Origin of the sequence: Algisphaera agarilytica (genome assembly GCF_014207595.1) — a bacterium.
Classification (GTDB): domain Bacteria; phylum Planctomycetota; class Phycisphaerae; order Phycisphaerales; family Phycisphaeraceae; genus Algisphaera; species Algisphaera agarilytica.
The window spans coordinates 3,451,919-3,476,032 of record NZ_JACHGY010000001.1; the positions used below are offsets into that span (position 1 = coordinate 3,451,919).

The following is a 24,114-nucleotide window of genomic DNA, read 5'->3' on the forward strand; positions in this document are numbered from 1 at the left end:
CCTCCGCAACCGCGGCCTCGTCAACTGAACGTGATTACGGGAGACGCAGCGTCTGGCCCGCGAACAAATCGTTGGGGCTGTCGAGTTGGTCGGCGTTGGCTTCGAAGAGTTCACGCCAACGATCGCCGTCGCCGAGCTCGCGGGCGGCGATGCGGGTGAGGTTGTCGCCCGATTGCACGGTGTAGGTCTTGGGGGTTTCGGCTTTCGGCTTACGGATTTCGGAAGTCGCAGTAGGCTTGGCCGACTCGGCGGGGCGGACCGAAGCGGTGGGCAGCTTCAGCACCATGCCGACCTGCAGGAGCTCGGGGCTTTCCAGCTGATCGCGGTTGGCTTCGAGCAGGTCGTCCCAGCGTTCGCCGTCGCCCAGTTCACGGGCCGCGATACGGGTGAGGTTGTCGCCGGCTTGCACGGTGTACGTCGTGCGAGGCGTTGCCTTCTTCTGCGACACGGTGGGCGTCACCGCACGGCTCGGCGTGTCCGTCTTCGTTTGCGTTGCCGCCACCGAAGCAGATCCCTCCGGCAGCCGAAGCGTCATCCCCGAACGCAGGTCCGCGGCGGTTTCCAGTTGATCACGGTTGGCCTCGATCAGCTCACGCCAACGCTTGGACGTGCCCAGGTGTTCCGACGCCAGCTCGCTGAGCGTGTCGCCGGGCTGGACTTCGATTTCCTTCACGTTCGAAGACGCCACCTCAACGGTGGGGCCCGCCGGACGATCGGGCAACGCCGGGATGACTCCGTCCACCTTGATCGCGTGCTCTTCGTGCACCGGCTGGAACAGCCGGCTGAACACCGGCGAACCCAGCGGCGGGATTTCCAAACGAGCACCCGCACGCACTTGGCCTTCGCGGTCGACCTTGGTCGGGTTGGTCTGGGCGATGGCGGCGGCAAACTCGGGGTTGCCGTAGTGCTGCCGGGCGATCTCGGCGAGGGTTTGGCCCGCCTGGACGTAGTGGATGTAGGTCGTTCCGCCCGCCACCGCCGACGGCACCGCAGGAATAGGTTCAATCTGGGCTGGCAATTGCGACATGCGCGAAAGCTCTTGATTGAACGCTGTCGGGTCCGACTCGGGCTGGTCGGGGTTCTGCACCGCCAGACGCATCGCCTCGAATGATCGCTGGAACTGGGCGACGGCATCGTTGTTCGCTTCGAGCGTGTCGAGGTCGGGCAGCGGCGGCTCGTGGGTCAGGCCGGGCAGCGACGGCGAAGCCGGGCCGGGCGTGCTCGGCTTCGGCGGCGACCAGCTTTCCACCGGCGGGTTGGTCGAGGGCGTGTGGTAGTCCTGGGCGGGCTCGGCGGCGAAGCCGGGCATGCGGTCGAACTCGCTCTGGCGGATCGCGGGGCGGATCGGCGATTGTTCTTGGGCGTCGTAGATGCCCGCCTGCGCTTCCCGGCCGAACTCGGTCGCCGCGTTGCTGCTGGCCTCGGCCGACTCGGGCGAGCCGGTGGTGAACAGATCAGAAAGCACCAGCCCGACCAGAAGGATCAGGGCGAGACCGATGAGGAGTCCGACTTTGGTTTCTTGAGCCATGGAACCGTTTCGTCCGTGGGGTCCAAAAGGGGGGCCGCCTTCCTTGGCGGGACACGCATTTTAACGGCTGCGTGCTCACTGTGCCTTGACCGAATCGCAACCGTGAGCGTTCCGGGTTGCCCGTCACGCGGGCGGAGTCTTGCGGATGCCGCGGAGCTTCGCGGATCGGCTGCGCGGGTTGCGGGCCAGCTCTTCGGGGCCCGCGGTGAGCGGCTTGCGGGTCAGCCGTTCTGCTTGACCGTCCTGCTGAAACTTCAGAAACGCCTGCTTCACCGGCCGGTCTTCCAACGAGTGGAAGCTGATGATCCCGGCCCGTCCCCCGGGATTCAGCAAACCCATCATTCCTCGCAGCAATCCATCGAGCGCATCCAGCTCACCGTTCACCGCGATCCGCAGCCCCTGGAAGGTCCGCGTCGCGGGGTGAATCTTCGATTTCCCCGCTGCCGGGCCGTACGCCCGACGGCAGATCTCCGCGAGTTCACCAGTAGTCAAAATCGGTGATTCCGCTCGCTTTTCGACAATCTTTCGGGCGATCCGGCGGGAGAGCCGTTCTTCGCCGAAGCGGTAGATCACATCCGCCAAGTCCTGCTCGGGCAACGTGTTGACCAGTTCCGCCGCCGTGCCGCGCGGATAGCCGCCGTCCGCCCACTCGCCCGCAGCGCTTTCAGGGCTATTTCCCGAGGCGGTAGCGCTTCCGGCGGCACTTCCGGGGGCGGGGGAGGTTCCGGGGGAAAGCCGCATGTCGAGCGGCCCGTCGCCCATGAACGACAGCCCCCGCGCCGGGTTGTCCATCTGGTTCGAGGCAAACCCCAGGTCCGCCAGCAAGCCGTCCGCCCCCGCGATCCCGTGGGTGTCCATCGCCGACCTCATCCCCGCAAAGTTGCCTTGAACCGCGATCAGCCGCACGCCGTGCGCCTCGGCGATTGGCCCGAGCCGTTCCCGCGCGAAGTTCAGGTTTCCCCCATCCAGGTCCATCCCCAGATACGTCCCCCCGCTCATCAACGGAATCATCGCCGCCGCGTGCCCCCCACGCCCCAGCGTCCCGTCACACACCACCTCCCCGGGCTGCGGCGCAAGCAACCCCAACACCTCATCCAACAACACCGAGACATGGCCGACTTCCGATTCATCCATGCAGGTGGTTATATCCGCAAGTTTGAGGAGGTGTGTTTCTTCCCGATAAGCGCTGGTGAGCCGTCATCAGGGCATCCAATCCAATTCCGGCCAGGTCGCTGGGCCATCGTTCCGCTGGGGTTGGCCCGGCGTGCTCCGCCCCTCATTCACGTATTGGACGAGCAACGCCTTCATCGCCTCAACGCGATCGGGGTGCTTGTCCACGAGGTTTGAGGTTTCGCCCGGGTCCGATGTCAGGTTGTAAAGCTGAAACCGAGGCAACCCTTCCATGTCTTCGGCAGAAGCAGGGTATGCCCAGCCGCCTGAACCAGGCCAAAGGATGAGTTTCCATTCAGCTTGGCGGATCGCGAATCGGCCGTCGCTGGAATGATGGACGGTAGCTTCACGGATGGGCCTGGTTTCATGCTGCTGCAGCAAAGCGGGGAGGATACTGTAGCTGTCCTCGCCCGTCTCATCGCCAAGCGGAACCCCCAATAGTTCCGCCGCGGTTGCCATGAAATCGGTGGTGCAGATGACTTCATCCGACCAATCACCTTCATCGATTTTCCCGGGCCAACTCGCGATAAACGGGACTCGGTGGCCGCCCTCGAAAATATCGAACTTCCGGCCTCGGTAGATGTAGCTCCCCTGATGGCCCGCCAGAGGTAACTCGTCGTTTTCGAAGTCCGCACGAGGCGATTGGCCGTTGTCGCTGGTGAAGAAAATCAGTGTGTTTTGTAATCGATCATCCTCAACAACCGCATCCACGATCTGGCCTACGCCGTGGTCGACTTGCAGCACAAAATCCCCGTAGGCCGAGGCATTGCTTTTCCCGATCCACTCCGAGGTCGGAACGATGGGGGCGTGTGGCGCGGTCAACGCAATGTAAAGGAAGAAGGGCGTCTGGCCGTCTGCCTTCTCTTCAATCAAGCCGACGGATCGATTGATGATGCGATCCAGAGTGCGGGCGTGATCAAAATCAGGGGCAATCGGCCCTTTGCGCCAAAACGCCTTCTCGTCGTAATTCACGGACACCCGGTCCGGTATCTGAGTTGCTCGGCTGTTTTCGACCCACACGAACGGCGGAGACGACAGCGATGCCGCGGTGACGTAGCTGTACGCGAATCCGTGGTCTTGAGGACCGTTTTCGATGCGCTTGCTGAAGTCAATTCTTTGGCGTGTCTTGACGTCGAACTGATCCGTTGCCCCTTCGACGTATCTCCAGTCCCACCCCAGGTGCCACTTCCCCACCATCGCGGTGTCGTACCCGGCATCCGAAAAAAGCTCGGCGATCGTCAGCCGCTCGCCCTCGATCAGCGGGGGGGAATAGCCATTTAATCCAGCTTTTTTGAGGGTTGATCGCCAGTTGTAGCGCCCTGTCATGATGCTGTAGCGTGTGGGGGTGCAGATGGATGAACTCGTGTGGGCATCGGAAAAACTCATCCCGCGGGCCGCCAGTCGATCGATGTGCGGGGTTTGCCAGGCCGAGTTCTTGTTGTAAGCGGAAACGTCGCCGATGCCGAGGTCGTCGGCAAGGATGATGATGACATTGGGCCGGGTTTCCTTCGGAGCACCAGGCGTCTCGACGCTACGGAGGCTGCAGCCCCCCAACGCAATGGCGACTGCCGCCAAGCAGCAACTCAACAAAGCCAGGCGTTGGTGCATCATGATCCGGTTTCGAAAAGGTATTGGACGTGCCTGATGGACATGTTCCTACAGCGGCTTCACAACGGTCTTGTCCGGGAACAACAACTCGACGCGGTAGTGCCCCTGGGGCTGCTTGGGCAGGTCCACCGGGTTGCGCCACTGCTTGAACTCGCCTTCGAGCAGGACCTCGCCGTCGGGCGAGAGGATGCGGTAGGGCACCGCGGCGGGGACGTAAACCGCGTAGTGGCCCCAGCGGTAGTAGGCGTAGGTGAAGTAATCGGCGACGAACGAATCGGGAAACGGCTCGGCCTCCGACGCTTGGGCGCGGTCAAGCAAGTTGTCCATGACCGCGGGAGCCAACGCCTTGAACTTTTCGATCCGCTGTTCTTCCATCGCCCGGGTCAGGTCGCCGTTGGTCGGGTAGCGCTTGAGGTCAAAACCAAGGTCCGAAGCAAAAACCCAATACGTGGCGGCGTCGCTTTGGTCTTGTTTGTTGTTGTAGCTCTTGGCGCTCATGAAGATCTGGCCGAGCGGGTTCTCGGCAAACGCCTGGATACGCGGGTAGTTGATCGAGCCGTCGACGATGCCCGTCTGGCCGACCGAACCCAGCTGGACCAGCTTGACATTGCCCTGGGCCGCCTGCTCGTGCACGTACATGCAGGCGTCGCGGTCCATCCGGCAGTTCGTCACCGCGAACGGGTCGGTCTTGAGCTCTTCCTGGTGCATGGACATGACATAAGACTTGCTCCAGTGCGAGACGATGGTGATGTTGTCGAGCGCCGCGCGGTTCCCGGTGGTTTGGAGGTGCTTCACCAAAATGGCGGGCTCGGTCAACGCGCCCCAGACCAGAACGTACACCTCGTGGTCGGTTGCATATTCAACCAGCGACGACACCGTCTCGAAATCGCTGAGGTCTTCGTAGCTCCGACTCTTCTGGAACTTGTTGACTCGGCCCGCGCTGGTGACCGAGGACCACTGGAATTGGATTTCCGGTTGGTATGGGTGGTCGGGATCAGCCAGTCCCTGGAGGTGCGCCTCGTATGCCGGGACGAAGATGTCCTCGATCATCTCGACGGGGTTGCTGATCTCGGGGAACGAGCCCGACCCGACCACGATCGACTCGATGTGGAACCGGTCGGCCGAGAGCAGGAGGCTCGCCAGCGAGGCGAGGTCGTCCGGGTCGCCCTTCGGGTGCCCGCCGTCCCGCTGGTTCCTCGGGTCGGTGAGGTCGGAGTACACCCAGATGTTGGGCTTGATGGGCTGTGCATCGGTCCACCCGCTGGTCAACGCCGACAGCACCAGTGCGGCAAGAAGAGATGGCAGCAGAAGAAAACGGCGAGGCCTCCGCGAGCGCGGGGCGAGCATGATGTCATCCATTGTCGGCATGGTGATTCCCTGAAACTGCTTGAATCGAAAGCGATGAAATCCATTCATCGATCGGCGGCATGGAGGCCGGCTGGCACGCGGCGATGGATCGGTGGGCCCGGGCCACGGTCGTCTAGAGAGGGGGCGGCACAGTTTAATCTGTGAATGGGGTGCGGATGAGGTTGGATTACATTGACATTTGCTAACAAATACCTAAAATATAGGCTTTGAGAGTGAAGTCTGTCGCCGAGTTAGAACAGAATGCCGGTTAACTTTCCCATGGTCAGATTGACCCGCTCGAACACCGCAACTGGTCTGGTTTTGGTCTAAAGGTGGTCTGCCACCAGACCAGCAGACCAGACCACCACCCCTGCCCCTCGGAATTCCTTCTCCCAACCCCCAACCCCCAACCCCCAACCCCCAACTCCTAACGCCCCACTCCCCGCCCCCGATACACTGGCCCGCATGAGCAAGAAACGAAACAGCGAGACCCGGCCCGAGATCCGATCGACGACGGTGTTGTCCGTCCGCCGGGCGACCCCTTCCGGGGGGATGGGCGTTGCGATCGCGGGGGACGGGCAGGTGACGATGCAGAACGTGGTCGCCAAGGCGGACGCGGTGAAGGTGCGCAAGCTCGCGGGCCTGGGGGCCGAGGGGGCGGGCGTGCTGGTGGGCTTTGCCGGGGCGGCGGCCGACGCGTTTGCCTTGCTCGAGCGGTTCGAAGCGACGCTGAAGGAGACGCCGGCGAACGTGAAGAAGGCGGCGGTGGAGTTGGCCAAGCAGTGGCGGACGGATCGGGCGCTGCGTCGGCTGGAGAGCCTGCTGGTCGTGGCGGACCTGGAGGTGAGTCTGTTGGTATCGGGCACGGGAGACGTGATCGAGCCGAGCGACGGCGTCATCGGCATCGGGTCCGGCGGGGCCTACGCCACCGCGGCGGCGAGGGCGCTGCTGACGCATACCGAGCAATCGGCAGCGGATATTTGCCTTCATGGCCTCCAGACCGCCGGAGAATTGTGCATCTATTCGAACACGAACATCACCCTCTTGGAGTTGGGCGGATGAGCCGGATTGAGGTTGTGCCATACGACCCAGACTGGCCATCGGTTTTCCAGCGTCTGCACGATTCGATGTGGCCGGCGTTGGCTCCTCACGCTTTGCGAATCGAGCATGTCGGCAGCACCTCGGTGCCGGGGCTGGCCGCGAAGCCGATTATCGATATGACCATCGTGGTGCCCAGCGTGGACGAGTTAGAGCGGGTGATCGAAGCGTTGGCGGGACTGGGCTATGAGCATCGCGGCGATCTCGGGGTAGTGGGGCGTGAGGCATTTCGTTCCCCCGAAGGCTTACCCGTCCACCACCTTTATGCCTGTATCGAGGGGGCTTTGGCCCTGCGCAATCACGTTGCGGTTCGTGACCATTTGCGGGCCCACCCCGAGGCGGCCCGCCAATACGGCGAGCTCAAGTTGGCGTTGGCGGAGGAGCATCCCAACGATATCGATGCCTATGTCGCGGGCAAGACGCAGATGCTGCTGTGGATCCTTGATGCCGCTGGACTTGATGAACGGGAGCGGAAGGAGATCGCGTCGATCAACGGCGGGGCGGCGTGAGTTCAGAGGCTAAGGGCAGAGGGGCGCGGGACGCGCATGAAAAAACTCCGCCGAAGCGGAGATGAAATGCCCATAGCAGGAGTCGAACCTGCACTCCCTTGCGGGAACCGCCACCTGAAGACGGCGCGTCTGCCAATTCCGCCATATGGGCTCGATTGCGAGTCGGGGAGTTTAACCCATCTCCGCCGACGTCGCAAAGTCTCGGTGCCATCGCGATCCGGGACGGGGCGGACGGCGTGGAAAGCCTGGTTTTGCAGGGGGCCGGAGGGTTAGTCGAGCGTGATGACCTTGCCGCCCACGATCACATCGCGGGCTTTGCCTTTGACCGCCCAGCCATCAAAGGGGCAGTTGCGGGCCTTGGAGGCGAAGGCGTCGACGTCGATGGTCCATTCGTGATCCGGGTCGATGATCGTCACGTCTGCGTCGCTGCCCACGGCCAGGGTGCCCTTGCCGTCGAGGTTGCAGAGCTTGGCGGGGTTGATGGTGAGCAGTTCGATGAGCTTGGGCCAATCGATAACGCCGGGCTCAACGAGGGCCTTGATGTAGAGCGGCAGGGCACAGTCGAGGCCGACGATGCCGTAGGGCGCCGCGACGAACTCGAGCGATTTTTCCTCAGCCGTGTGCGGGGCGTGGTCGGTCGCGAGGACGGTGATCGTGCCGTCGGCGATGCCGGCCTTGAGCGCATCGATGTCCGACTGCTGCCGCAGCGGGGGGTTCATCTTCGCGTTGGTGTTGTAGCCCTCGCAGGCGTCTTCGGTGAGCAGCAGGTGGTGCGGGCTGGCCTCGCCGGTGAGCACATCCTCGTGGCCCGCGGCCTTGGCATCGGCGCGGGCGCGGCGGAGGATCTCGACGCCCCAAGCGGTGGTCATGTGCTGGGCGTGGTAACGGCAGGCGTAGTTCTGCGCTTTGCACAGCTGGATGTCACGCTGCAGCGTCAGCTCTTCGGCGACACGTGGCCAACCCGGCAGGCCCATCTTGGTGGCGAGGGTGCCGGCGTTCATCGCGCCGCCGCCGAGCTCGGGGTCTTCGCAGTGCTGCATGAACACCTTGCCGGTCATCGCGACGTAGGTCAGCGCCTTGGCCATCACGCCCGCCGAAGCCACGGCACAGCCGTCATCGGAAAACGCCACGGCCCCGGCCTTGGACATCAGCCCGATCTCCGCGAGCTCCTTGCCGTCTCGGCCCTTGGTCGCGGCACCGACGACAAACACGTTGCACAGCCCGGCCCGCTCGGCCTGACGATGCACGAACTCCACCCGGCCGTCGTCGTCGAGCGTGGGGGTGGTGTTGGGCATGACGCAGACGGTGGTGAACCCGCCGTTGATCGCCGAGGCTGCGCCGGTCGCGATGGTTTCCTTGTGCTCGCCGCCGGGCTCCCGGAAGTGGACGTGGGGGTCGATCAGGCCGGGCGAGACGATCATGCCCGAGGCGTCGATGACTTCGCCTTCGGGCGAGTCGACTTTGCCGACCGAGATGACTTTGCCGTGTTCGAGGACGAGGTCGGTGACCTGGTCGATGCCCGCGGCGGGGTCGATGAGTCGGCCGTTTTGAATCGTGAGTCGGGGGGCGTTGGCGGAAGAATCTTGTGACATCGCCACAGCGTATCACAGGACGCCCCGCGGGAATTTGGCATGCTCGATGGACGGGGGGTGAGCGAGAAAACCGCTCAAAGAGCGGGTTACGCCGCCTGACGGAGAGGGGGCTCGTCTTCGATGATGTCGACGTTGTATTCGTCTTCGATCTCTGCCTCGTCGTCCTGGCTGCCGTAGTCGGCGTTGGCCTTGCGGCGTCGCTCTTCGACGCTGCGGAGGTAGGCCTGCTGCTGCATGCGGGCAGCACGGATGAGGTCGTGGCGGTCGATCGCCGAGCCGAGCTGATGGGCGAGGGTGTACAGCACCAGCGTCACCAGCGTGAACGCGAGCCCGCCGAATACCGTGGTGTAGAACATGACTTGGGCTGACATCACCGGTGATATCGGGAGGGCGTGCCGGGGACTGACAGCGTGTGCGACGTTCGGAGGTTATCGGCGTCGCCATTATTGGGACCTTTCGACTCCCCGCATCCGTCACGACGGTGCGATGCGACGCTAAACTATTTGCGATGTCACGAGTTCTGTGTTTTGTCTTGGGGTGTTGGTTGATCGCGGGGGCGGCGTTGGCGCAGCTCGACGAGGTCCGCCTGGACATCGAGCAGGGCTACCTCGGCCTCGATGGCTACGTCCGCCCTGGGACCTGGACCCCGATCCGGCTCAGCGTCGACAACCTCGCCGCGGACGACCGCGATGTGATCTTCCGCTGGGAGCACCGTGACGAAGACGGCGACCGGGTCTCGGCCGAGCGTCTCGCCACGCTCACCCGCCAACGCGACGATCAGCCGGTGTGGCTCTACGCCGCGGTGCCGATGACGGTGGACCGAGACACGCGTTGGAACCTGCGGGCGGTGGATGCCGAGTCGGGCGAGCTCTTGGCCGCCGCCTCGGTGCAGCCCAACGACGAATTCCTGCTGCGCAACAGCGAGCAGCTCATCGCCGTCACCAGCACCGCCGACCTCGGGCTCAACGACTATCAACGCCACACCACCCAGCAGGCCCCGGTCAAGCTGGTGCGCGGGCTCTCGCTGCCTCGACTGCCCGATCGCTGGCAAGGGCTCGAAGCGCTGTCGGCCTTCGTCTGGACCCAGGACCTAGGCGGCGACCCGGCCGACCCGTTGCAGGTCTCCGAAGCCGCGCTGCTTTCGCTGCGGGAATGGGTGATGCGCGGCGGTCACCTGGTGGTCATGTTGCCCGAAGTGGGGCAGACCTGGACGAGCAGCCCGCTGGCGGACATGCTGCCGGTGACAACAGGGCAACTGCGTCAGCGTGAGAGCACCGATTGGCCTTTTCAGGATTGGATCGGGACCGGGCGGGACTCGGTCCAGCCGTTGACGATCACCAACTTCAACGTCGGCCAGGACGATCCCCGCGCGACGGTGGTCTTGCGTGACGACGCGGGCGAGCCGGTCGTGGTGGCAGGCAGGTACGGGTTCGGCCGGGTCACGGTGATTGGGATGGACCTCACATCCGCCTCGGCACGGTCGAGCGCGGTGTTCAGCAGCCAACAGCGCTTATGGAACCATGTTTTTAACTGGCGTTTCCCGGTGCTGACCGAGGCGGTGACCGAGGGCGAGATCAGAGCGAATCGGCTGTTCGAGGCCTCGCGGGTCAGCGCCTCGGTGAACCTGATCGGCTTCGTGCCCGAACGGATCGCGATGTCCGGCACCGTCGGGGCACTGCTGCTCGGGGCGATTTTTCTCTTCGGTCTGTATTGGCTGGTTGCGGGTTGGTTGATCCAGCCGATCCTCAAGAGCAAAGGGCTGTCGCGGTTCAGTTGGGTGGGGTTCGTCGCGTTGGTGGCGGTGTTTGCTGGGATCGCGTGGGCGGGGGCCGCGGTGCTCAGGCCCGGCGGCGAGAACGTGTCCCACGTCACGGTTCTGGATTACGACGGCAACTCGGGCGTGGCCCGCGGCCGGGCGTTTGTGTCGATCTTTGTGCCGGACTTCGGCACCAGCGAAGTGGCGACCGATTCGCCTCGGATCAACGCGTTGGCGACGCCGGTGCACAACCTCATTTCGAGCCCGGGCTTCAGTCCCGAAGCGGCGGAGACGGGGTTTGTTGATACGCAGCGGTATTCGCTCGATGCGGCGCAGCCGGACGCGGTGGATGTGCCGGTGCGTTCGACCTCGAAGCAGTTCATGCTGGACTATCTGGGCCCGGTGGACGGGGACATGCCCGGCTTGGCTAAGCCGTTTTCGATCGGGGTGTCGGATCCGATCGTGGCGGACGACGTGGGATGGCCGACGGGCGAGGTGCGTCACACCCTGCCGGGCACGCTGAGCAATGTGCGGGTGATCTATTGCCCGGGCGAGCGGGTCGATCAGTTCGGTAATGTTCGGCAGCTGCCGCCACAGGTTTGGAGCTACGTGAACGCGGCGGGTGAGAACCGCTGGTCACCCGATGAGCCGCTGGTGCTGGCGGGCCGGCCCGACGCGAAGGACCGCGAGGTGCTCTACGCCCCGTTCCGTCGTTGGCCCCAGATCAACAGCGAACGGGACTGGAAGGGCGAGGGCTTCCTCGGCCGACGCCTGGGCGAGCAGAAAGGCCCGGGGCTCGGGAACCTGGGGGGAGGCGGGACCGCCCCCGCCGACGAGAGCGTGATTGCCCGGCACTTCGAGTTGTTGACGTTCTTCGACGCCCTGCCCCCGCCGGACGTCAAACGCGATCCCGACAAAGCGCAGCTCAAGCAGGGCTACGTGCTGACGCGGCTATTGGGGCAGCGGATGGACCTGACCCCGCTCACCCAGGGCCGCCGTGTGATCATCCTCGCCCACCTGCGTGATTCGCCGTTGCCCGTGCCGTTGACCCTGGACGGCCAAACGCCGTCGAGCCAGGGGTGGACGGTGGTGCGTTGGGTGTATGATTTTTAGGTTGGGGGCTTGGGTGTTGGGGGCTTAGGGGCTTGGATCGAAACGCTGAGCCCCCATGCATGGTCCCAAGTCGCAAGTTCCGAGTCGCAGGTCGCAAGCCCGAAATCCGAAATCTAAAATCCGAAATCTGAATTCCTAAGCCCCTAACCCCTAAGCCCCCAACGCCCATGAGTATGATCCAAACCATCAACCTGACCAAGCGCTACGGCGAGTTGATGGCGCTGTCGAACCTCAACCTCACGATCGAGCAGGGCCAGTGCTTTGGGTTCATCGGGCCCAACGGCGCGGGCAAGACCACGACGATCAAGATCCTCGCCACGCTGCTCAAGCCCACCTGGGGCGAGGCCCGCGTGGACGGGTTGTCCGTCGGCCCGGTCAACGCCCGGCAGGTCCGCTCGATGATCGGCTACGTGCCCGACTTCTTCGGCAGCTACGACGACATGGTCGTCAAGGAATACCTCTCGTTCTTCGCGGCGAGCTACGGCATCACCGGCGACCACCGCAAACAAGTCATCGGCGACGTGCTCGACCTGACCGACCTGGCGTACAAAGCCGACGCCGAGGTCAACTCGCTGTCGCGCGGCATGCAGCAGCGGTTGTCGGTCGCCCGTGTGCTGCTGCACGACCCGAAGGTGCTCTTGCTCGACGAGCCTGCGTCCGGTCTGGACCCACGGGCGCGGATCGAGATGCGTGAGCTGCTCAAAGAGCTACACCTCATGGGCAAGACGATTTTGATCAGCTCGCACATCCTGCTGGAGATGGCCGACCTGTGTAACGTCGTGGGCATCATCGAGCAGGGCGAGCTCAAATTCACCGGCACGATGGACGAGATCATCGAGCGGGCCCGCACCATGGGCGGCGGCGGCCGGGTGCTGACCGTGGCGGTGGCGAGCAAGACGGCTCAGGCCGCGGCACTGCTGCAGCAAGCGCCAGGGATCGAGAAGGTTGAAGCGGTGAACAGTCACCTGCGGGTGAGCTTGTCGCCCGATGCGCCCAACGCCCACGACGCGGCGCCGCGTATCGCTTCGGCGCTGGTGCAGCAGGGCTTTGCCCTGACTCGTCTCGAAGAAGAACAGGTCAACCTCGAGACCGCGTTCATGCGGCTGACCAAGGGCCTGGTGCAGTAGTTCAAACCCGACTTGATCTACCAACGTTCTAGCTGCGACGCCACGCGTCGCTGTTTGTCGTGACAAATGCGGCCGCGACTACGTTCCAACAAAAAGCCCCGACTGTTTTGAAAACAAGTCGGGGCCTGAGCTTGGGGGTAGGGTTGTGGGGTGGGGGTCAGACCTTGTCTTCGCCGCCGTCGTTGCCGCCGCGTTTCTTCCCGTTCTTGCCTTCGGGGCCGCCTTCGCCGCCTTTCTTGCCATTCTTGCCTTCGGCACCGCCTTTGCCCTTGCCTTTGCGTTCGGCGGCTTTTTCTTTCAGCTTGGCGAGGTTCTCATCGAACGTCGCTTGTTGCTCGGCGTTGAGTTCACCGCGGACGGCTTCGTGCATCTCGTCACGCATGGCTTGGATTTTTTCCATGGCGGCCTTCATGGCTTCCTGGTCGCCAGACTCGCGGGCTTCCTTCATCTCTTCGCGGATCGCCCGGCCTTCTTCCTGCTTGCCTTTCAGGATGCCCTTGATGGCTTCTTTTTGGTCGTCGGAGAGGTCGAGGCCCTTGAGGACTTCCTGGCCGCCGCGTTGGCCACGCTTGCCGCGTTCGCCTTTCTCGCCGCGTTCTCCGCGTTCGCCACGCTCGGCTCGTTCGCCGCGCTCGCCCCGTTCACCGCGTTCGGCTCGCTCGCCGCGTTCACGTTGACGTTCTTTGGGGCCGTTGTCGTCGTCGCCGCCAGCCGGTTGGGCGTTGGCCAATCCGGCACACATCACCACGGCCAGTACCGCGATCAGGCTGAATTTGAGGTTTTTGCGTTCCATGTTGATCTCCAGTGTTTGGGTCACTTTTTGAGGTTGATTGGGGGTATTAACCGGTTCTGATGGGTCCAACGCGGGTGCGGCGGAGTTATTGCAGCCCTTTTTTGGGCCGTTGGCTCGGGGGCGGCGGGTGGTCTATGATCGCCCGTATGGCCGGAACCAAAGAACAAGTCGTCAGTGCCCTGCGTGAGATCGAAGACCCAGAACTCCGTCGGGATATCGTAGGGCTGAATATGGTCCAGAGCGTCGAGGTCGAGACCGGCCGGGCGACGGTGGGGATCAAGCTGCCGCGGCGGGCGGGGCGGTTCAAGGAGCAGTTCCGGGCCGAGGCGGTGGAGAAGATCACGGCATTGGGGCTGGAGCCGGAGGTGTCGTTTTCGATCGAATTGGCCGGGGGCGCGACGCCTGAGGCAGGCGGCACCGATGCGTCGGCGAGCAACAACCCGCTGCCGAACGTGAAGCACATCATCGCCGTGGGGGCGGGCAAGGGCGGGGTGGGCAAATCCACGGTGTCGGTGAATCTGGCGGTCGGGTTGGCCCGGGCTGGTGCGAAGGTGGGGCTGATGGACGGGGACATCTACGGCCCGTCGCTGCCGACCATGCTGGGCACCGATCGGTATCAGGTGAAGACGATCAGCAAGATGATCGTGCCCTTCGAGTTGCACGGCATCAAGGCGATGACCATCGGGGCGCTGGTCGAAGACGACAAGCCGCTGATCTGGCGTGGCCCGATGGCGCACGGCGCGTTCCAACAGCTCGCGACCCAGACCGACTGGGGCGAGCTGGACTACCTGATCATCGACCTGCCGCCCGGCACCGGCGACGTGCCGCTGACCATGTCGCAGCTGCTGCCGCTGACCGGGGCGATCGTGGTCTGCACCCCGCAGAAGGTCGCACAGGACGACGCGAAGCGGGCGATCCAGATGTTCCGCCAGCTCAACGTCGAGGTGCTCGGGCTGGTGGAGAACATGAGCTACTTCATCGGGGACGATGGCAAGGAATACGACCTGTTCGGCAAGGGCGGGGCGGAGATGCTGGCCCAGCAGGCGGGCGTGCCGTTCCTCGGGGCGGTGCCGATCAACATGAACCTGCGCCGCAACGGCGACGCGGGCGACCCCACCGCCAACTACACCGGCGACGACCAGCTCGCCAAGGAGCTCGACGCCCTGACCCGGGCTGCGGTGCACCACGTCAGCGTCCACGTCATGAGCGGCGCGGCGGCGGGCCCGACGTTGACCATTTCCTGATGAAGCCGGGGCTTGGAATACGCGGGCGCGGCAGTATGATCGGGGTCATGCAGAATCTGCGGGGCAAGTTGTTGTTGGCGTCGCCGGAGATGGGAGACCCGAATTTCGCTCGGTCGGTGATCCTGATCGTCCAGCACGGCCCGGACGGTGCGCTGGGGCTGGTCCTCAACCAACCCACGGGTGCGGCGGTCGGCGATGTGCTCAGCGCGATGGGGGACGACGCGGAGGTCGATTGCGGCGTGGACGAGCCGCTGTACCGGGGCGGGCCGTGCGATGGCCCGTTGATGGTGTTGCACCAGGACCCGGTCCACGCGCAGGAATTGGTGACCGATGGTGTGTACTTCGCCAGCGAGCGCGAGTATGTCGAGCCCGCGTTGTCCGGCGCGGTCAGCCCGGTGCGTTTCTACGCGGGCTACTCCGGCTGGGGTGCGGGCCAACTCGAAGGCGAACTCGCCCAGTCGGCCTGGTCGGTGATGGACGCCAGCCTCGACGCGGTGTTCCCCGCCAGCGGCGACACGCCGGTGAGCGATGAGGGCGTCTGGAAATCGCTGATCCGGGTGAAGACGACCAGCGAACTGCTCAAGGGATACAACCCCAACATCCTGCCACGCGACCCGTCGATGAATTGACGAGTCCTGGCGCTCCGCGCGGTGTGTGCGTTACACTGAACGCGCATGGATGCACTCCCCCAAACCGACAAACTGATCCGAGAGGGCATCGCCCAGGGACTCCACCCCGGGGCGCAGGTCTGTGTGTGGCGTGGGGAGGAATGTGTCGCCAACGCCGCGATCGGTGAGGCACGCCCCGGCGTGGCGATGGCCCCGGACACGATGACGCTTTGGCTGAGCTCGTGTAAGCCGATCACCGCGATCGCGTTGGCCCAGCAAGTCGAAGCGGGCGTGGTCCATCTCGACGATCCCGTGGCGGAATACGTCGAGGGTTTCGAACAGAACGGCAAGCAGGACATCACGCTCCAACACGTCCTGACCCATACCGGCGGGTTCCGCTCGGTCGTGTTCCGCTACCCCGGACAGACCTGGGACGAGGCGATCGAGGCGATCTGTGGCGCACGCCTCGAGACCGGCTGGGTGCTCGGCGAAACCGCGGGCTACCATCCGCACTCGGGCTGGAACATCTTGGGCAAGGTCCTAGAAGTCTGCACCGGCCAAACCCTCCGCGACCACCTGCGTGAAGCCGTGCTCCTACCCCTGGGTATGAACGACAGCTACGTCGGCCTCCCGCCGGAAGGTTACGACGCCCTCGAACCTCGCCTGGCTGCGACGCTCAACACCTCGGGCTCGGCCCCGGTCGACCAGAACTTCCACACCCCCGAATGGAGCACCGGCCAGCGCCCCGGCGGCAACGCCTTCGGCCCGGCTCACGAACTCGCCCGCTTCTACCGGGCCATGCTCAACGGCGGCTCGCTCGACGGCACCTCACTCGTCACCCCCGACACCGTCCGCCACTTCACCGCTCGACACCGCCGCGACACCATGGACCGCACGTTCCGGGCCGTGATGGATTGGGGGCTGGGTTTCATGGTGAACAACCAGCGGCACGACGCCGCCAACGCCGAGACGCACAAGATCGCCACGCCCTACAACTTCGGCCCCCACGCCTCAGACGACGCCTTCGGCCACTGCGGCAACCAATCGTCCGCCGCATTCGCCGACCCGGCGCACAACCTGGCGGTGGTCGTCGTGTTCAACGGCATGCCCGGCGAGCCGAAGCATCAACAGCGGATGCACGCCGTGCTCGGCGCGATCTATGAAGACCTGAATCTTGTGGGTTGAGTTGCCCGGAAGACGTGGAACGATTACGCCGCGTCGACGTTGTCCGGTGACCCCGCCGACTGCATCTTCGCCAAACGCAGCAGGCACACCGCGGCGGTGGTCATCAGTTCCTGTTCGCTCAGGTCCAGGATCATCGATTCCAATTCGGCGGGCGTCGGCTGATGGCACCAGCCCTCGAACACGGGCAGCCCGGCGAGGGCGCGGGCGACCTTGGCCTCGGGTGAGGCGTGTTGCTCAAACGACACGGCAAAGGCCGATCGGGCAAGGGGGATCAGATTGGGCTGTTGGGCCTGGCTCACTCTTATGACATCGGGTGGGGGCGGCTCACGCTTAACCGAGAGGCCGATCGAATCCGGCGGGGGGCAGGGGGCGATAACCGAACCGTCCGCGGGTTGAACAGCACGCCCGCCACCAGGCACAGCAGGCCCACCAGCAGCAGGGCCACACGCCCGGGCCCGGTAACCAGACGGGTCAGCCGGTTGTTGGGGGCAAAGTAGTGGGGCACGTCGCGGCCGATCACCGGCTGCCGCACCGCCAGCCAGTCGCCGACGTTGCCGGTCTCTTGATCGACCGGCGGCACCCACAGCGGGGTCTTGCCCGCCACGGTCTTGCGCAGGTGAGTCAACGCTAGCCGTTCGAGCACCACCGGATCGTCGTCGGCGATCGCCGCGGCGAAGGATTCGTAACGCTCGGTCTGCTCGGCCAAGGCACTGGCCTGGGCCTGCATGGCCCGCAGCCGCCAGGCCGCCTCGTGTTGGTCCAGCCAGGGCGGCGTGAGCACCACCACGGCCAGGATCGCGGCCCCGCAGATGCAGAACACCCAGCCCGGCAGAGTATCGCAACGGCGTTCAAACCAGTTGCCCGGCTGAGCCGGGACGGGTCTGGGTTCTGCCGATGGGGGACGGGTGGACGACATCGTGAAAGATAAATCGTCCAGATGGCCCGGATGGCGTGAAAGTTGCGGGTTTCGGCTACAATTTGCGGCTCGCCATGCCCGAAATCCCCCTGAACCAACTCGATGCCCCTTCCGAGACCGCGTGCAGCACCGACTCGACCGTCGAGCGGGCCGACGCCTCGCTGGAACAGGGCGGCGGCCCGTCGGTCTACCTCGAGACCTTCGGCTGCCAGATGAACGTGCTCGACAGCCAGCTCGTCACCGGGCAGCTCCGGGCGCTGGGTTACCGGTTCATCGACGACTGGAAGTCGGCGGATGTGGTGCTCTACAACACCTGCTCGGTCCGCGAGGTCGCGGAGAACAAGGTCTGGTCGCGTGTCGGGAAGTACGGCAAGTATCAGAACGCGCTGGCGAAAGAGGGCCGGGCAGACGAGGGGCCGAGCGTGTTGGGCGTGATTGGCTGCATGGCCGAGCGCGACGGCGAGGACATGGTCCGCAAGCACCCGCAGGTCGACCTGCTCTGCGGGCCCGGCGAGCTCGACAAGGTGCCGATGCTCATCGACAACGTGCTCAAGACCCGCATCGAAGACCGCGGCGGATTGGCCTCGGCGCAGATCGCGCTGCAGGGCAACACCCACCGCCGATCCGGCACGCTCGCCGCGGCGGAAGATCAACTCGAACTGGTCGACCTCTCGCGCAGCTTCGCGCCCGATGAATCGCTTGCCGGGGGCAAGTCGGCGTACGTCCGCATCACGCGCGGCTGCAACAAGCTGTGCACCTACTGCGTCGTCCCGCACACGCGCGGGGCCGAGGTGCACCGTCCGCCGCAGCACATCCTGGATGAGTGCAAGAAGCTCGTTGATGCCGGGGTGCGTGAGATCACACTGCTCGGCCAGACCGTGAACCACTACCACTACGACAGCGTCGCGGCGGTGGAAGTCAACGGCGTCCTGCAGCCACAGGTCGGCACGGTGATCTCGCCCAACCAGGGCACGGGCGGGCCTTCGCCGGTGTTCAACGACACGACCACCAGTTTTGCCGAGCTGCTGCACCGCATCCACGAGGAAGTGACCGGCCTCGAACGGCTGCGTTTCGTCACCAACTTCCCCCGCGACTTCGGCAACGACATCCTTCAGGTCATCCGCGACAGCCCACGTATCTGCCGATACCTGCACCTGCCGGTGCAGTCCGGCAGCAACCGCATCCTCAAGCTCATGAACCGTGGCTACAAGGTCGAACACTTCTACGACCTGATTGACCGGGTGCGCGAATACCTGCCGGACGCGGAACTGGCGACCGACATCATCTGCGGCTTCCCGACCGAGACCGAGGAAGACCACCAGCAGACGGCCGAGCTCTTGCGGCGCTGCCGATTCAAGAACAGCTTCATCTTCAAATACTCGCCGCGTCCGGGCACGACCGCGATCGATCGGTTTGAAGACAACGTGACCGACGCGGAAAAGAAGCGTCGCAACAACGAGCTGCTGGCGATCCAGAGCGAGGTGAGCGCTTCGATCCACGAGGGCTACGTCGGCAAGACCGTGAAGGTGTTCGTCGAGCAGATCAGCGCCAAGTCGCAGAAGTCCGCTAACGCGGCCGACCCGGCGGTGACGCTGGGGTGGCAGGGGGCTCAGACGGTGACCCAACTCTCGGGCCGAACCGATGGCGACCTGATCGTCATGTTTGACGCCGACCCCTCGCTCATCGGGCAGCTCGTCGAGGTCGAGGTGACGTCCGCGGCCGCCTTGGCGTTGTTTGGGCAAGTGAAAAGCTAATCCCCTTTTTTGAAGGTACATCTCGTGAAATTTGAATTGCCGCAGGTTCGCTTGAGAAGGCCGCTGGTTGCTTGTGATGCGCGTTGTCTCCTGGCCGTGTTGGTGATGGTCGTGCTTCAAGGGGCTTGTGCCCGGGGCGAGGTGGCTCGGCCCAACGTCGTTTTGATCTACGGCGACGACGTGGGGTACGCCGACATCGGCGTCAACGGCGCGACGGTGATTCCGACACCTCACATCGACCGCTTGGCGTCTCGCAGCCTCAACTTCACCGACGGCCACGCGCCGTCGGCCACGTGTACCCCTTCGCGTTTCTCGATGCTGACCGGCGTCCATGCGTTCCGCCAAGGCGTGCGCATCGCTCCGCCCAACGCGTCGCTGCTGATCGATCCGGATGCGATGACCTTGCCCCGTCTGTTTCAGGACGCCGGGTACAACACAGGTCTCGTGGGCAAATGGCACCTCGGGCTCGGCGACAAAGAAGCCGGCCCGCAATGGAATGGCGAACTCAAGCCCGGGCCGATCGAGCTCGGTTTCGATGATGTCTTCATGATGCCCACCACCAACGACCGGGTGCCCTGCGTCTACGTGGAAGGGCACCGCGTGGTCGGCCTCGACCCGGACGACCCGATCCATGTGGGCAAAAAGTACGAGGACGTCGACCTGCCCGGCTCGACGCAGTATCCGACCTGGGACAAGGGGCCGGTCTACCACAGCGTGATCAACGGCATCGGCCGGATCGGCTACATGTCCGGCGGAAAAAGCGCGCTCTGGGACGACCGCACCATGGCTGACGTTTTCGTCAAGCAGGCCAAGGAGTTTCTATCGAAGCAAAGCACCGAAGAGCCGTTCTTCCTTTACTTCTCGTCGCAAGACATCCACGTCCCCAACACGCCTCACCAACGCTTCCAAGGCAAGACCAAGTACGGCGTCCGCGGTGATGCGATGGTGCAGTTCGATTGGTCGGTCGGCCAGATCGTGGGCGAGCTCGAACGCTTGGGCCTCTCCGACAACACGATCATTATCCTGACCAGCGACAACGGCCCGACCCAGCACGACGACAGCTACCCGAGTACGCCGCAGGTGCAGCGTTATTCGCACCGCCACAACAAGGGCCACGACGCCTCGGGCCCGTGGCGTGGCGGCAAGTACGAGATATACGAAGGCGGCACCCGTATCCCGTTCATGGTTTCCTGGCCGGGGGTGATCGAGCCCGGTAGAAGCGATGCGATGGTGAACCAGATCGACTTCGTGGCGTCTTTCGCGTCACTGCTCGAGATCGAGCTGGCCGACGATCAGGCGATCGACAGCCGCGACACATGGGACGCATTCGCGGGCAGTGACCCCGTGGGCTTGTCGCTCATACTCGAGGAAGGCCGGAGCGTGGCGCTGCGGATGAACCAGTGGAAGTACATCCCCGCGATGGACCCGAAGTGGGGGCAAGGTTTTTGGCCCGAAGAGGATCAGCTGTTCAACCTCGAAAACGATCGGGGAGAGCAGGCCAACCTGATCGCCTCGGAGCACGAAAAGGCCGAGTCGATGCGTGAGGTGCTGGAAGCCTTGCGTGGCGACCAGGGGGTGCGTGCGGCGGTGACGAACTTCGACGCGAATTGAAGCGGCGGCGGGCCGCGTTCGACAGGCAAGCTGAATAGGGGAGCCTGGGCCGCATGAGCGATCGTGCGTGGCTATAATGACTTGAATCTATTCTTTTATTTGAGATCACGTCAATGCGGTTTTTGATTCTGTCTGTTGTAGCGTTGTGTTGTGTGTTCGGCGGCCGACCCCTATCGGCCGGGGATGCGGCTGCAGAATCGGGCAGCACGATTGATCTGTCTGAATGGAAGATCGTGTGGGAAGACGACTTCGATTACCCCGACGCGCAGCTCGACGAGAAGTGGGTGTCGCAGAACGGCCCGAACGGGCACATCCTCTCCAGCCGGTGGCGGGAGAACGCGGTGGTGGAGGATGGCATCCTGCACCTGGTCAACCGCAAGGAAAACCGCGGCGGGCAGGAGTGGACATCCGGCAACATCTGGACCAAGGAGAAGTTCAAGTACGGCTACTTCGAATGCCGGTACCGCTACGCCGAGGCCTCGGGTACGAACAACTCGTTCTGGCTGATGACCTTGTGGGACCAGCCCGATCCCGAAGAGGGGAAGCGCTTCGAGATCGACATCAACGAAGGTCACTACCCCAACGAGGTCAACACCAACATCCACAACTGGACCGACATCACCACGCTGCCCAACGGCAAGCAGACCCACCCTTCGGACTCCAAGAGCTTCACCTACGGCACCCAGGCGGGGTACTCGCTGCCTTTGGAGATCGCCGTTACCACCCGGAAGCTGCGCCTGACCTTCGATTCACTGAAAAGTCACCACATCCACGAGTTCCGCGTCTACGGCGAGAACGACCGGACCTTCCCCGACGCGATGTCGGACTCGGCCGACCAGGACCTGCCGGGCCTGGTGAATCACGCACGGGACGCCAAAGTGAAGATCACTTCCACCGGCGACCACAGCGAGAACAATCCGACCGCGAATCTGGTGGACGGGAAGATTGGTAGCAGTTGGATCAACCAAGCGGGGGAAGGCGAGAAAACGCTGACCTTTGAATGGCCCGAAGACATCACCATCGGGTGCATCCAGTTCGTCAACGGCTGGAAGTACAAAGGTACGTGGGTGGGCATGCTGCCCAACTACCGGATCGAGTACCACGACGGCAACGGGTGGAACGAGGTGTCTTCGCTGGACGTGAGTGAGGTCGCCAACTTCGGCAAGAACTACCACGTCTTCGGTCTGGAGTGGGACGAAGAGAAAATCGTTTTCTACAAAGACGGCAAGGAAATCCGCCGAGAGAAGAACGAATTTGCCTACAGCGAGGCGCCGATCTGGCTGAGCCTGGCGATCATCAAATGGGACGGCCCGGTGACCGAGGCGATCGACGGCACGAGCATGAAAGTCGATTGGGTGCGTTACTACCAGCGAAAAGAGTAGCCCGCGAAAAAACAGGAAGCCTACTCCGAAGCGGGGTGGTCTTTCGGAGCCGAATCCTCTGCCTCATGAGGCGGGGGCGTCGGCTCGGTTTCCGTTGTTGGATGTTCGGCCGGGGCGGAGGGCTCGGGCGGATCGATCACTGCGGTCGCTTGATCCGCCGAGGAGTCCGCTTCTGTCGACTCGGGTTGGTGCTGAGGCGGGCCTTGCTCGGTGTTTGCAGGCGGGTGCGGTTTGTCTTTCGACTGCTTCTTGTCTTTGTGCTTGGCCCGGGCCTCGTCGCGGAGTTGGGACTCGGGCTTGACGATCCGGCCGGTGACCCAGGTGCCGCCGAACTCGTAGTGCGGGTTGTCGACACAGCGGGAGGGCCAGCAGATGTCGCAGATGAAGACCCACTGCTTGCGGTGGTCCAGGCGGACGCGGTGGATGGTGGTGCAGGGGGTGTAGCAGTTCACGCACTGCTTGGTGCGCGGCTTACGGCGTTTCTTCTTTTTCTTCTTTTCGGGCGGGCCGGCTTTGCTGCCCGGGCGGTCGGGCGATGAGCCTCGGCCGGATTTTGGGCCGCCGGACTTTTCTCGATCGCCCTGATCGTCGCGTCCGCGCTGGCCGCGCGATTTCTTGCCTTCGGGGCCGCCGTCTTTCTTGCCGCGGTAACCCTGGCCGGAGCCACCCGATCGACCGGATTTCATCTTCTTGTTCTTGGCGGGGCGTTGAGACTCGTTGCCGGTTTCGCTGCCCGAGTCGTTGGCGGCCGCCTGGGCCTCGGGTGCGGCCCCCTCGGCCTGGTTGGGTTTATTCTTGCCACGCCGACGCCGACGTCGCCGCTTCTTGGGGGCGTCGCCGTTCGGTTTGGCGTTTGGGTTTTCCGCGTTCTCAGGCCCACGGTTTTCCGGGGCGGGGCGGGGGGTGGGCTCGTCGCTCATAACCCGTCATTCTAGCCGATCATACGCCGGGCCACAGCGGCGCTGGGGTATACTCCGGCCCATGTCGTTGATCCGTATCCCGTTGTGGCATCGTGAATCTGCACGCCCCGATTTGACGCTCTACCCCACCGAGTCCGCGGAGCCGCGGGGCGCGGTGATGGTGTGCCCGGGCGGGGGGTATCAGGTCTTGTCGGACCATGAAGGCTGGGACGTGGCGGAGCGTTTGGCCGAGGCGGGGTTCGACGCGGCGGTGCTGCGGTATCGCCTGGGCCCGCACAACCATCACCCGGCGATGCTCCACGACGCCCAGCGCGGGCTGCGGCTGATGCGACAGCGCCCCGAGATCCGCGCGGAGAAAATCGCGGTGCTCGGCTTCTCCGCGGGCGGGCATCTCGCTTCGTCCCTGGCGGTTCACGCCGAGCGATGGGCGTCAGATAAAGACGACCTGGCTGGTGAAGTCTCGGCCCGGCCCGATGCGGCGGTCTTGTGCTATCCGGTGATCGACATGGCCGGTGCCCACACCCACGAGGGCTCCCGCAACGCGCTGCTGGGGGAAGACGCCGACCCCGCGGTGGCCGAGATGATGAGCACGCATCTTCAAGTCAACGCCGACACGCCGCCGACGTTCCTCTGGCATACCGCGGACGACGAACCGGTGCCGATGCAGAACAGCCTGATGTTTGCGACGGCATGCCGTGAGGCGGGCGTCCCGGTGGAACTGCACGTCTACGAGTCGGGCGTCCACGGCCTGGGCCTGGCGCCCGGCCATCCCGCCGGGGCGTGGTTCGACGCTTGCACGGCGTTTCTCGATCGTCAGTTCCCTTCGCAATCGTTCACCACCCCTTCGTGAGGC

Annotated in this window: 21 protein-coding genes and 1 tRNA gene; 11 read left to right on the forward strand and 11 right to left on the reverse strand. The window is 64.2% G+C overall.

The genetic code is table 11. The annotated features are described in order from the left end of the window. Nucleotides 1-34: 34 nt before the first annotated feature. The 4 genes from HNQ40_RS15005 to HNQ40_RS15020 all read right to left on the reverse strand — a co-directional run bounded on the left by HNQ40_RS15005 (nt 35) and on the right by HNQ40_RS15020 (nt 5,674). Nucleotides 35-1,528, reverse strand: coding sequence for a LysM peptidoglycan-binding domain-containing protein (locus HNQ40_RS15005; RefSeq protein WP_184678644.1), 1,494 nt, complete (start codon nt 1,526-1,528; stop codon nt 35-37). Between the two features lie 123 nt (nt 1,529-1,651). After that, on the reverse strand, nt 1,652-2,662 hold the full coding sequence (gene rsmH / locus HNQ40_RS15010; protein WP_184678645.1) for a 16S rRNA (cytosine(1402)-N(4))-methyltransferase RsmH: 1,011 nt from the start codon (nt 2,660-2,662) through the stop codon (nt 1,652-1,654). A gap of 66 nt (nt 2,663-2,728) precedes the next feature. After that, nucleotides 2,729-4,309, reverse strand: coding sequence for a sulfatase family protein (locus tag HNQ40_RS15015; protein WP_221435556.1), 1,581 nt, complete (start codon nt 4,307-4,309; stop codon nt 2,729-2,731). Between the two features lie 45 nt (nt 4,310-4,354). Next, nucleotides 4,355-5,674 carry a nucleoside hydrolase-like domain-containing protein gene (locus HNQ40_RS15020; RefSeq protein ID WP_184678646.1) on the reverse strand — a complete coding sequence of 440 codons (1,320 nt, stop codon included), beginning with the start codon at nt 5,672-5,674 and terminating at the stop codon, nt 4,355-4,357. 444 nt (nt 5,675-6,118) lie between these two features. Here HNQ40_RS15020 and hslV point away from each other — a divergent pair, with 444 nt between their 5' ends. Together hslV and HNQ40_RS15030 are read left to right on the forward strand one after the other, a co-directional pair. Beyond that, entirely contained in the window at nt 6,119-6,715 is a 597-nt protein-coding gene (hslV, locus tag HNQ40_RS15025; protein ID WP_184678647.1) for an ATP-dependent protease subunit HslV, read from the forward strand. Further along, nucleotides 6,712-7,260: a GrpB family protein gene (locus HNQ40_RS15030; RefSeq protein WP_184678648.1), complete on the forward strand. Its 549-nt coding sequence runs from the start codon at nt 6,712-6,714 to the stop codon at nt 7,258-7,260. Before hslV ends, HNQ40_RS15030 begins: the two co-directional genes overlap by 4 nt. Before the next feature lie 67 nt (nt 7,261-7,327). On the opposite strand, the gene HNQ40_RS15035 is transcribed toward HNQ40_RS15030, so the two are convergent. The 3 genes from HNQ40_RS15035 to HNQ40_RS15045 form a co-directional block, all read right to left on the reverse strand. Continuing rightward, nucleotides 7,328-7,411: transfer RNA gene (locus tag HNQ40_RS15035), tRNA-Leu, on the reverse strand. Nucleotides 7,412-7,529: 118 nt separating this feature from the next. Then, complete coding sequence (locus HNQ40_RS15040) at nt 7,530-8,852, reverse strand: dihydroorotase (RefSeq protein WP_184678649.1); 1,323 nt, start codon at nt 8,850-8,852, stop codon at nt 7,530-7,532. A gap of 86 nt (nt 8,853-8,938) precedes the next feature. Further along, entirely contained in the window at nt 8,939-9,223 is a 285-nt protein-coding gene (locus HNQ40_RS15045) for a hypothetical protein (protein WP_184678650.1), read from the reverse strand. A gap of 137 nt (nt 9,224-9,360) precedes the next feature. Between HNQ40_RS15045 and HNQ40_RS15050 the strand changes: the two genes are divergently transcribed. Continuing rightward, a complete protein-coding gene (locus HNQ40_RS15050) occupies nt 9,361-11,721 on the forward strand; it encodes a hypothetical protein (RefSeq protein ID WP_184678651.1) in 2,361 nt (786 codons plus the stop codon). A 167-nt stretch (nt 11,722-11,888) separates the two neighbouring features. Next, complete coding sequence (locus HNQ40_RS15055; protein WP_246402886.1) at nt 11,889-12,848, forward strand: ABC transporter ATP-binding protein; 960 nt, start codon at nt 11,889-11,891, stop codon at nt 12,846-12,848. A gap of 157 nt (nt 12,849-13,005) precedes the next feature. Here HNQ40_RS15055 and HNQ40_RS15060 read toward each other — a convergent pair whose 3' ends face one another. Then, nucleotides 13,006-13,641, reverse strand: a complete 636-nt coding sequence (locus HNQ40_RS15060) for a Spy/CpxP family protein refolding chaperone (protein WP_184678652.1) — start codon at nt 13,639-13,641, stop codon at nt 13,006-13,008. Between the two features lie 146 nt (nt 13,642-13,787). Between HNQ40_RS15060 and HNQ40_RS15065 the strand changes: the two genes are divergently transcribed. The 3 genes from HNQ40_RS15065 to HNQ40_RS15075 are packed head-to-tail and all read left to right on the forward strand — an operon-like array spanning nt 13,788 to nt 16,678. Next, on the forward strand, nt 13,788-14,885 hold the full coding sequence (locus HNQ40_RS15065; RefSeq protein WP_184678653.1) for an Mrp/NBP35 family ATP-binding protein: 1,098 nt from the start codon (nt 13,788-13,790) through the stop codon (nt 14,883-14,885). A 47-nt stretch (nt 14,886-14,932) separates the two neighbouring features. After that, entirely contained in the window at nt 14,933-15,514 is a 582-nt protein-coding gene (locus HNQ40_RS15070) for a YqgE/AlgH family protein (protein WP_184678654.1), read from the forward strand. Between the two features lie 45 nt (nt 15,515-15,559). Then, nucleotides 15,560-16,678: a serine hydrolase domain-containing protein gene (locus HNQ40_RS15075; RefSeq protein ID WP_184678655.1), complete on the forward strand. Its 1,119-nt coding sequence runs from the start codon at nt 15,560-15,562 to the stop codon at nt 16,676-16,678. 23 nt (nt 16,679-16,701) lie between these two features. On the opposite strand, the gene HNQ40_RS15080 is transcribed toward HNQ40_RS15075, so the two are convergent. Together HNQ40_RS15080 and HNQ40_RS15085 are read right to left on the reverse strand one after the other, a co-directional pair. Next, nucleotides 16,702-16,977 (reverse strand): hypothetical protein, encoded by a 276-nt coding sequence (locus HNQ40_RS15080; protein WP_184678656.1) that lies wholly within the window; start codon nt 16,975-16,977, stop codon nt 16,702-16,704. A gap of 2 nt (nt 16,978-16,979) precedes the next feature. Beyond that, the gene (locus tag HNQ40_RS15085) at nt 16,980-17,594 is read right to left on the reverse strand and encodes a hypothetical protein (protein WP_184678657.1); all 615 of its coding nucleotides are present in this window, start codon (nt 17,592-17,594) and stop codon (nt 16,980-16,982) included. A gap of 74 nt (nt 17,595-17,668) precedes the next feature. Here HNQ40_RS15085 and HNQ40_RS15090 point away from each other — a divergent pair, with 74 nt between their 5' ends. The 3 genes from HNQ40_RS15090 to HNQ40_RS15100 all read left to right on the forward strand — a co-directional run bounded on the left by HNQ40_RS15090 (nt 17,669) and on the right by HNQ40_RS15100 (nt 22,341). After that, complete coding sequence (locus HNQ40_RS15090) at nt 17,669-19,348, forward strand: MiaB/RimO family radical SAM methylthiotransferase (protein WP_184678658.1); 1,680 nt, start codon at nt 17,669-17,671, stop codon at nt 19,346-19,348. 105 nt (nt 19,349-19,453) lie between these two features. Next, entirely contained in the window at nt 19,454-20,959 is a 1,506-nt protein-coding gene (locus HNQ40_RS15095; RefSeq protein WP_184678659.1) for a sulfatase-like hydrolase/transferase, read from the forward strand. 113 nt (nt 20,960-21,072) lie between these two features. Then, complete coding sequence (locus HNQ40_RS15100; protein ID WP_184678660.1) at nt 21,073-22,341, forward strand: family 16 glycosylhydrolase; 1,269 nt, start codon at nt 21,073-21,075, stop codon at nt 22,339-22,341. Nucleotides 22,342-22,361: 20 nt separating this feature from the next. On the opposite strand, the gene HNQ40_RS15105 is transcribed toward HNQ40_RS15100, so the two are convergent. Further along, the gene (locus HNQ40_RS15105; RefSeq protein WP_184678661.1) at nt 22,362-23,261 is read right to left on the reverse strand and encodes a hypothetical protein; all 900 of its coding nucleotides are present in this window, start codon (nt 23,259-23,261) and stop codon (nt 22,362-22,364) included. 61 nt (nt 23,262-23,322) lie between these two features. Here HNQ40_RS15105 and HNQ40_RS15110 point away from each other — a divergent pair, with 61 nt between their 5' ends. Next, complete coding sequence (locus tag HNQ40_RS15110; protein WP_184678662.1) at nt 23,323-24,111, forward strand: alpha/beta hydrolase; 789 nt, start codon at nt 23,323-23,325, stop codon at nt 24,109-24,111. Nucleotides 24,112-24,114: the final 3 nt, after the last annotated feature.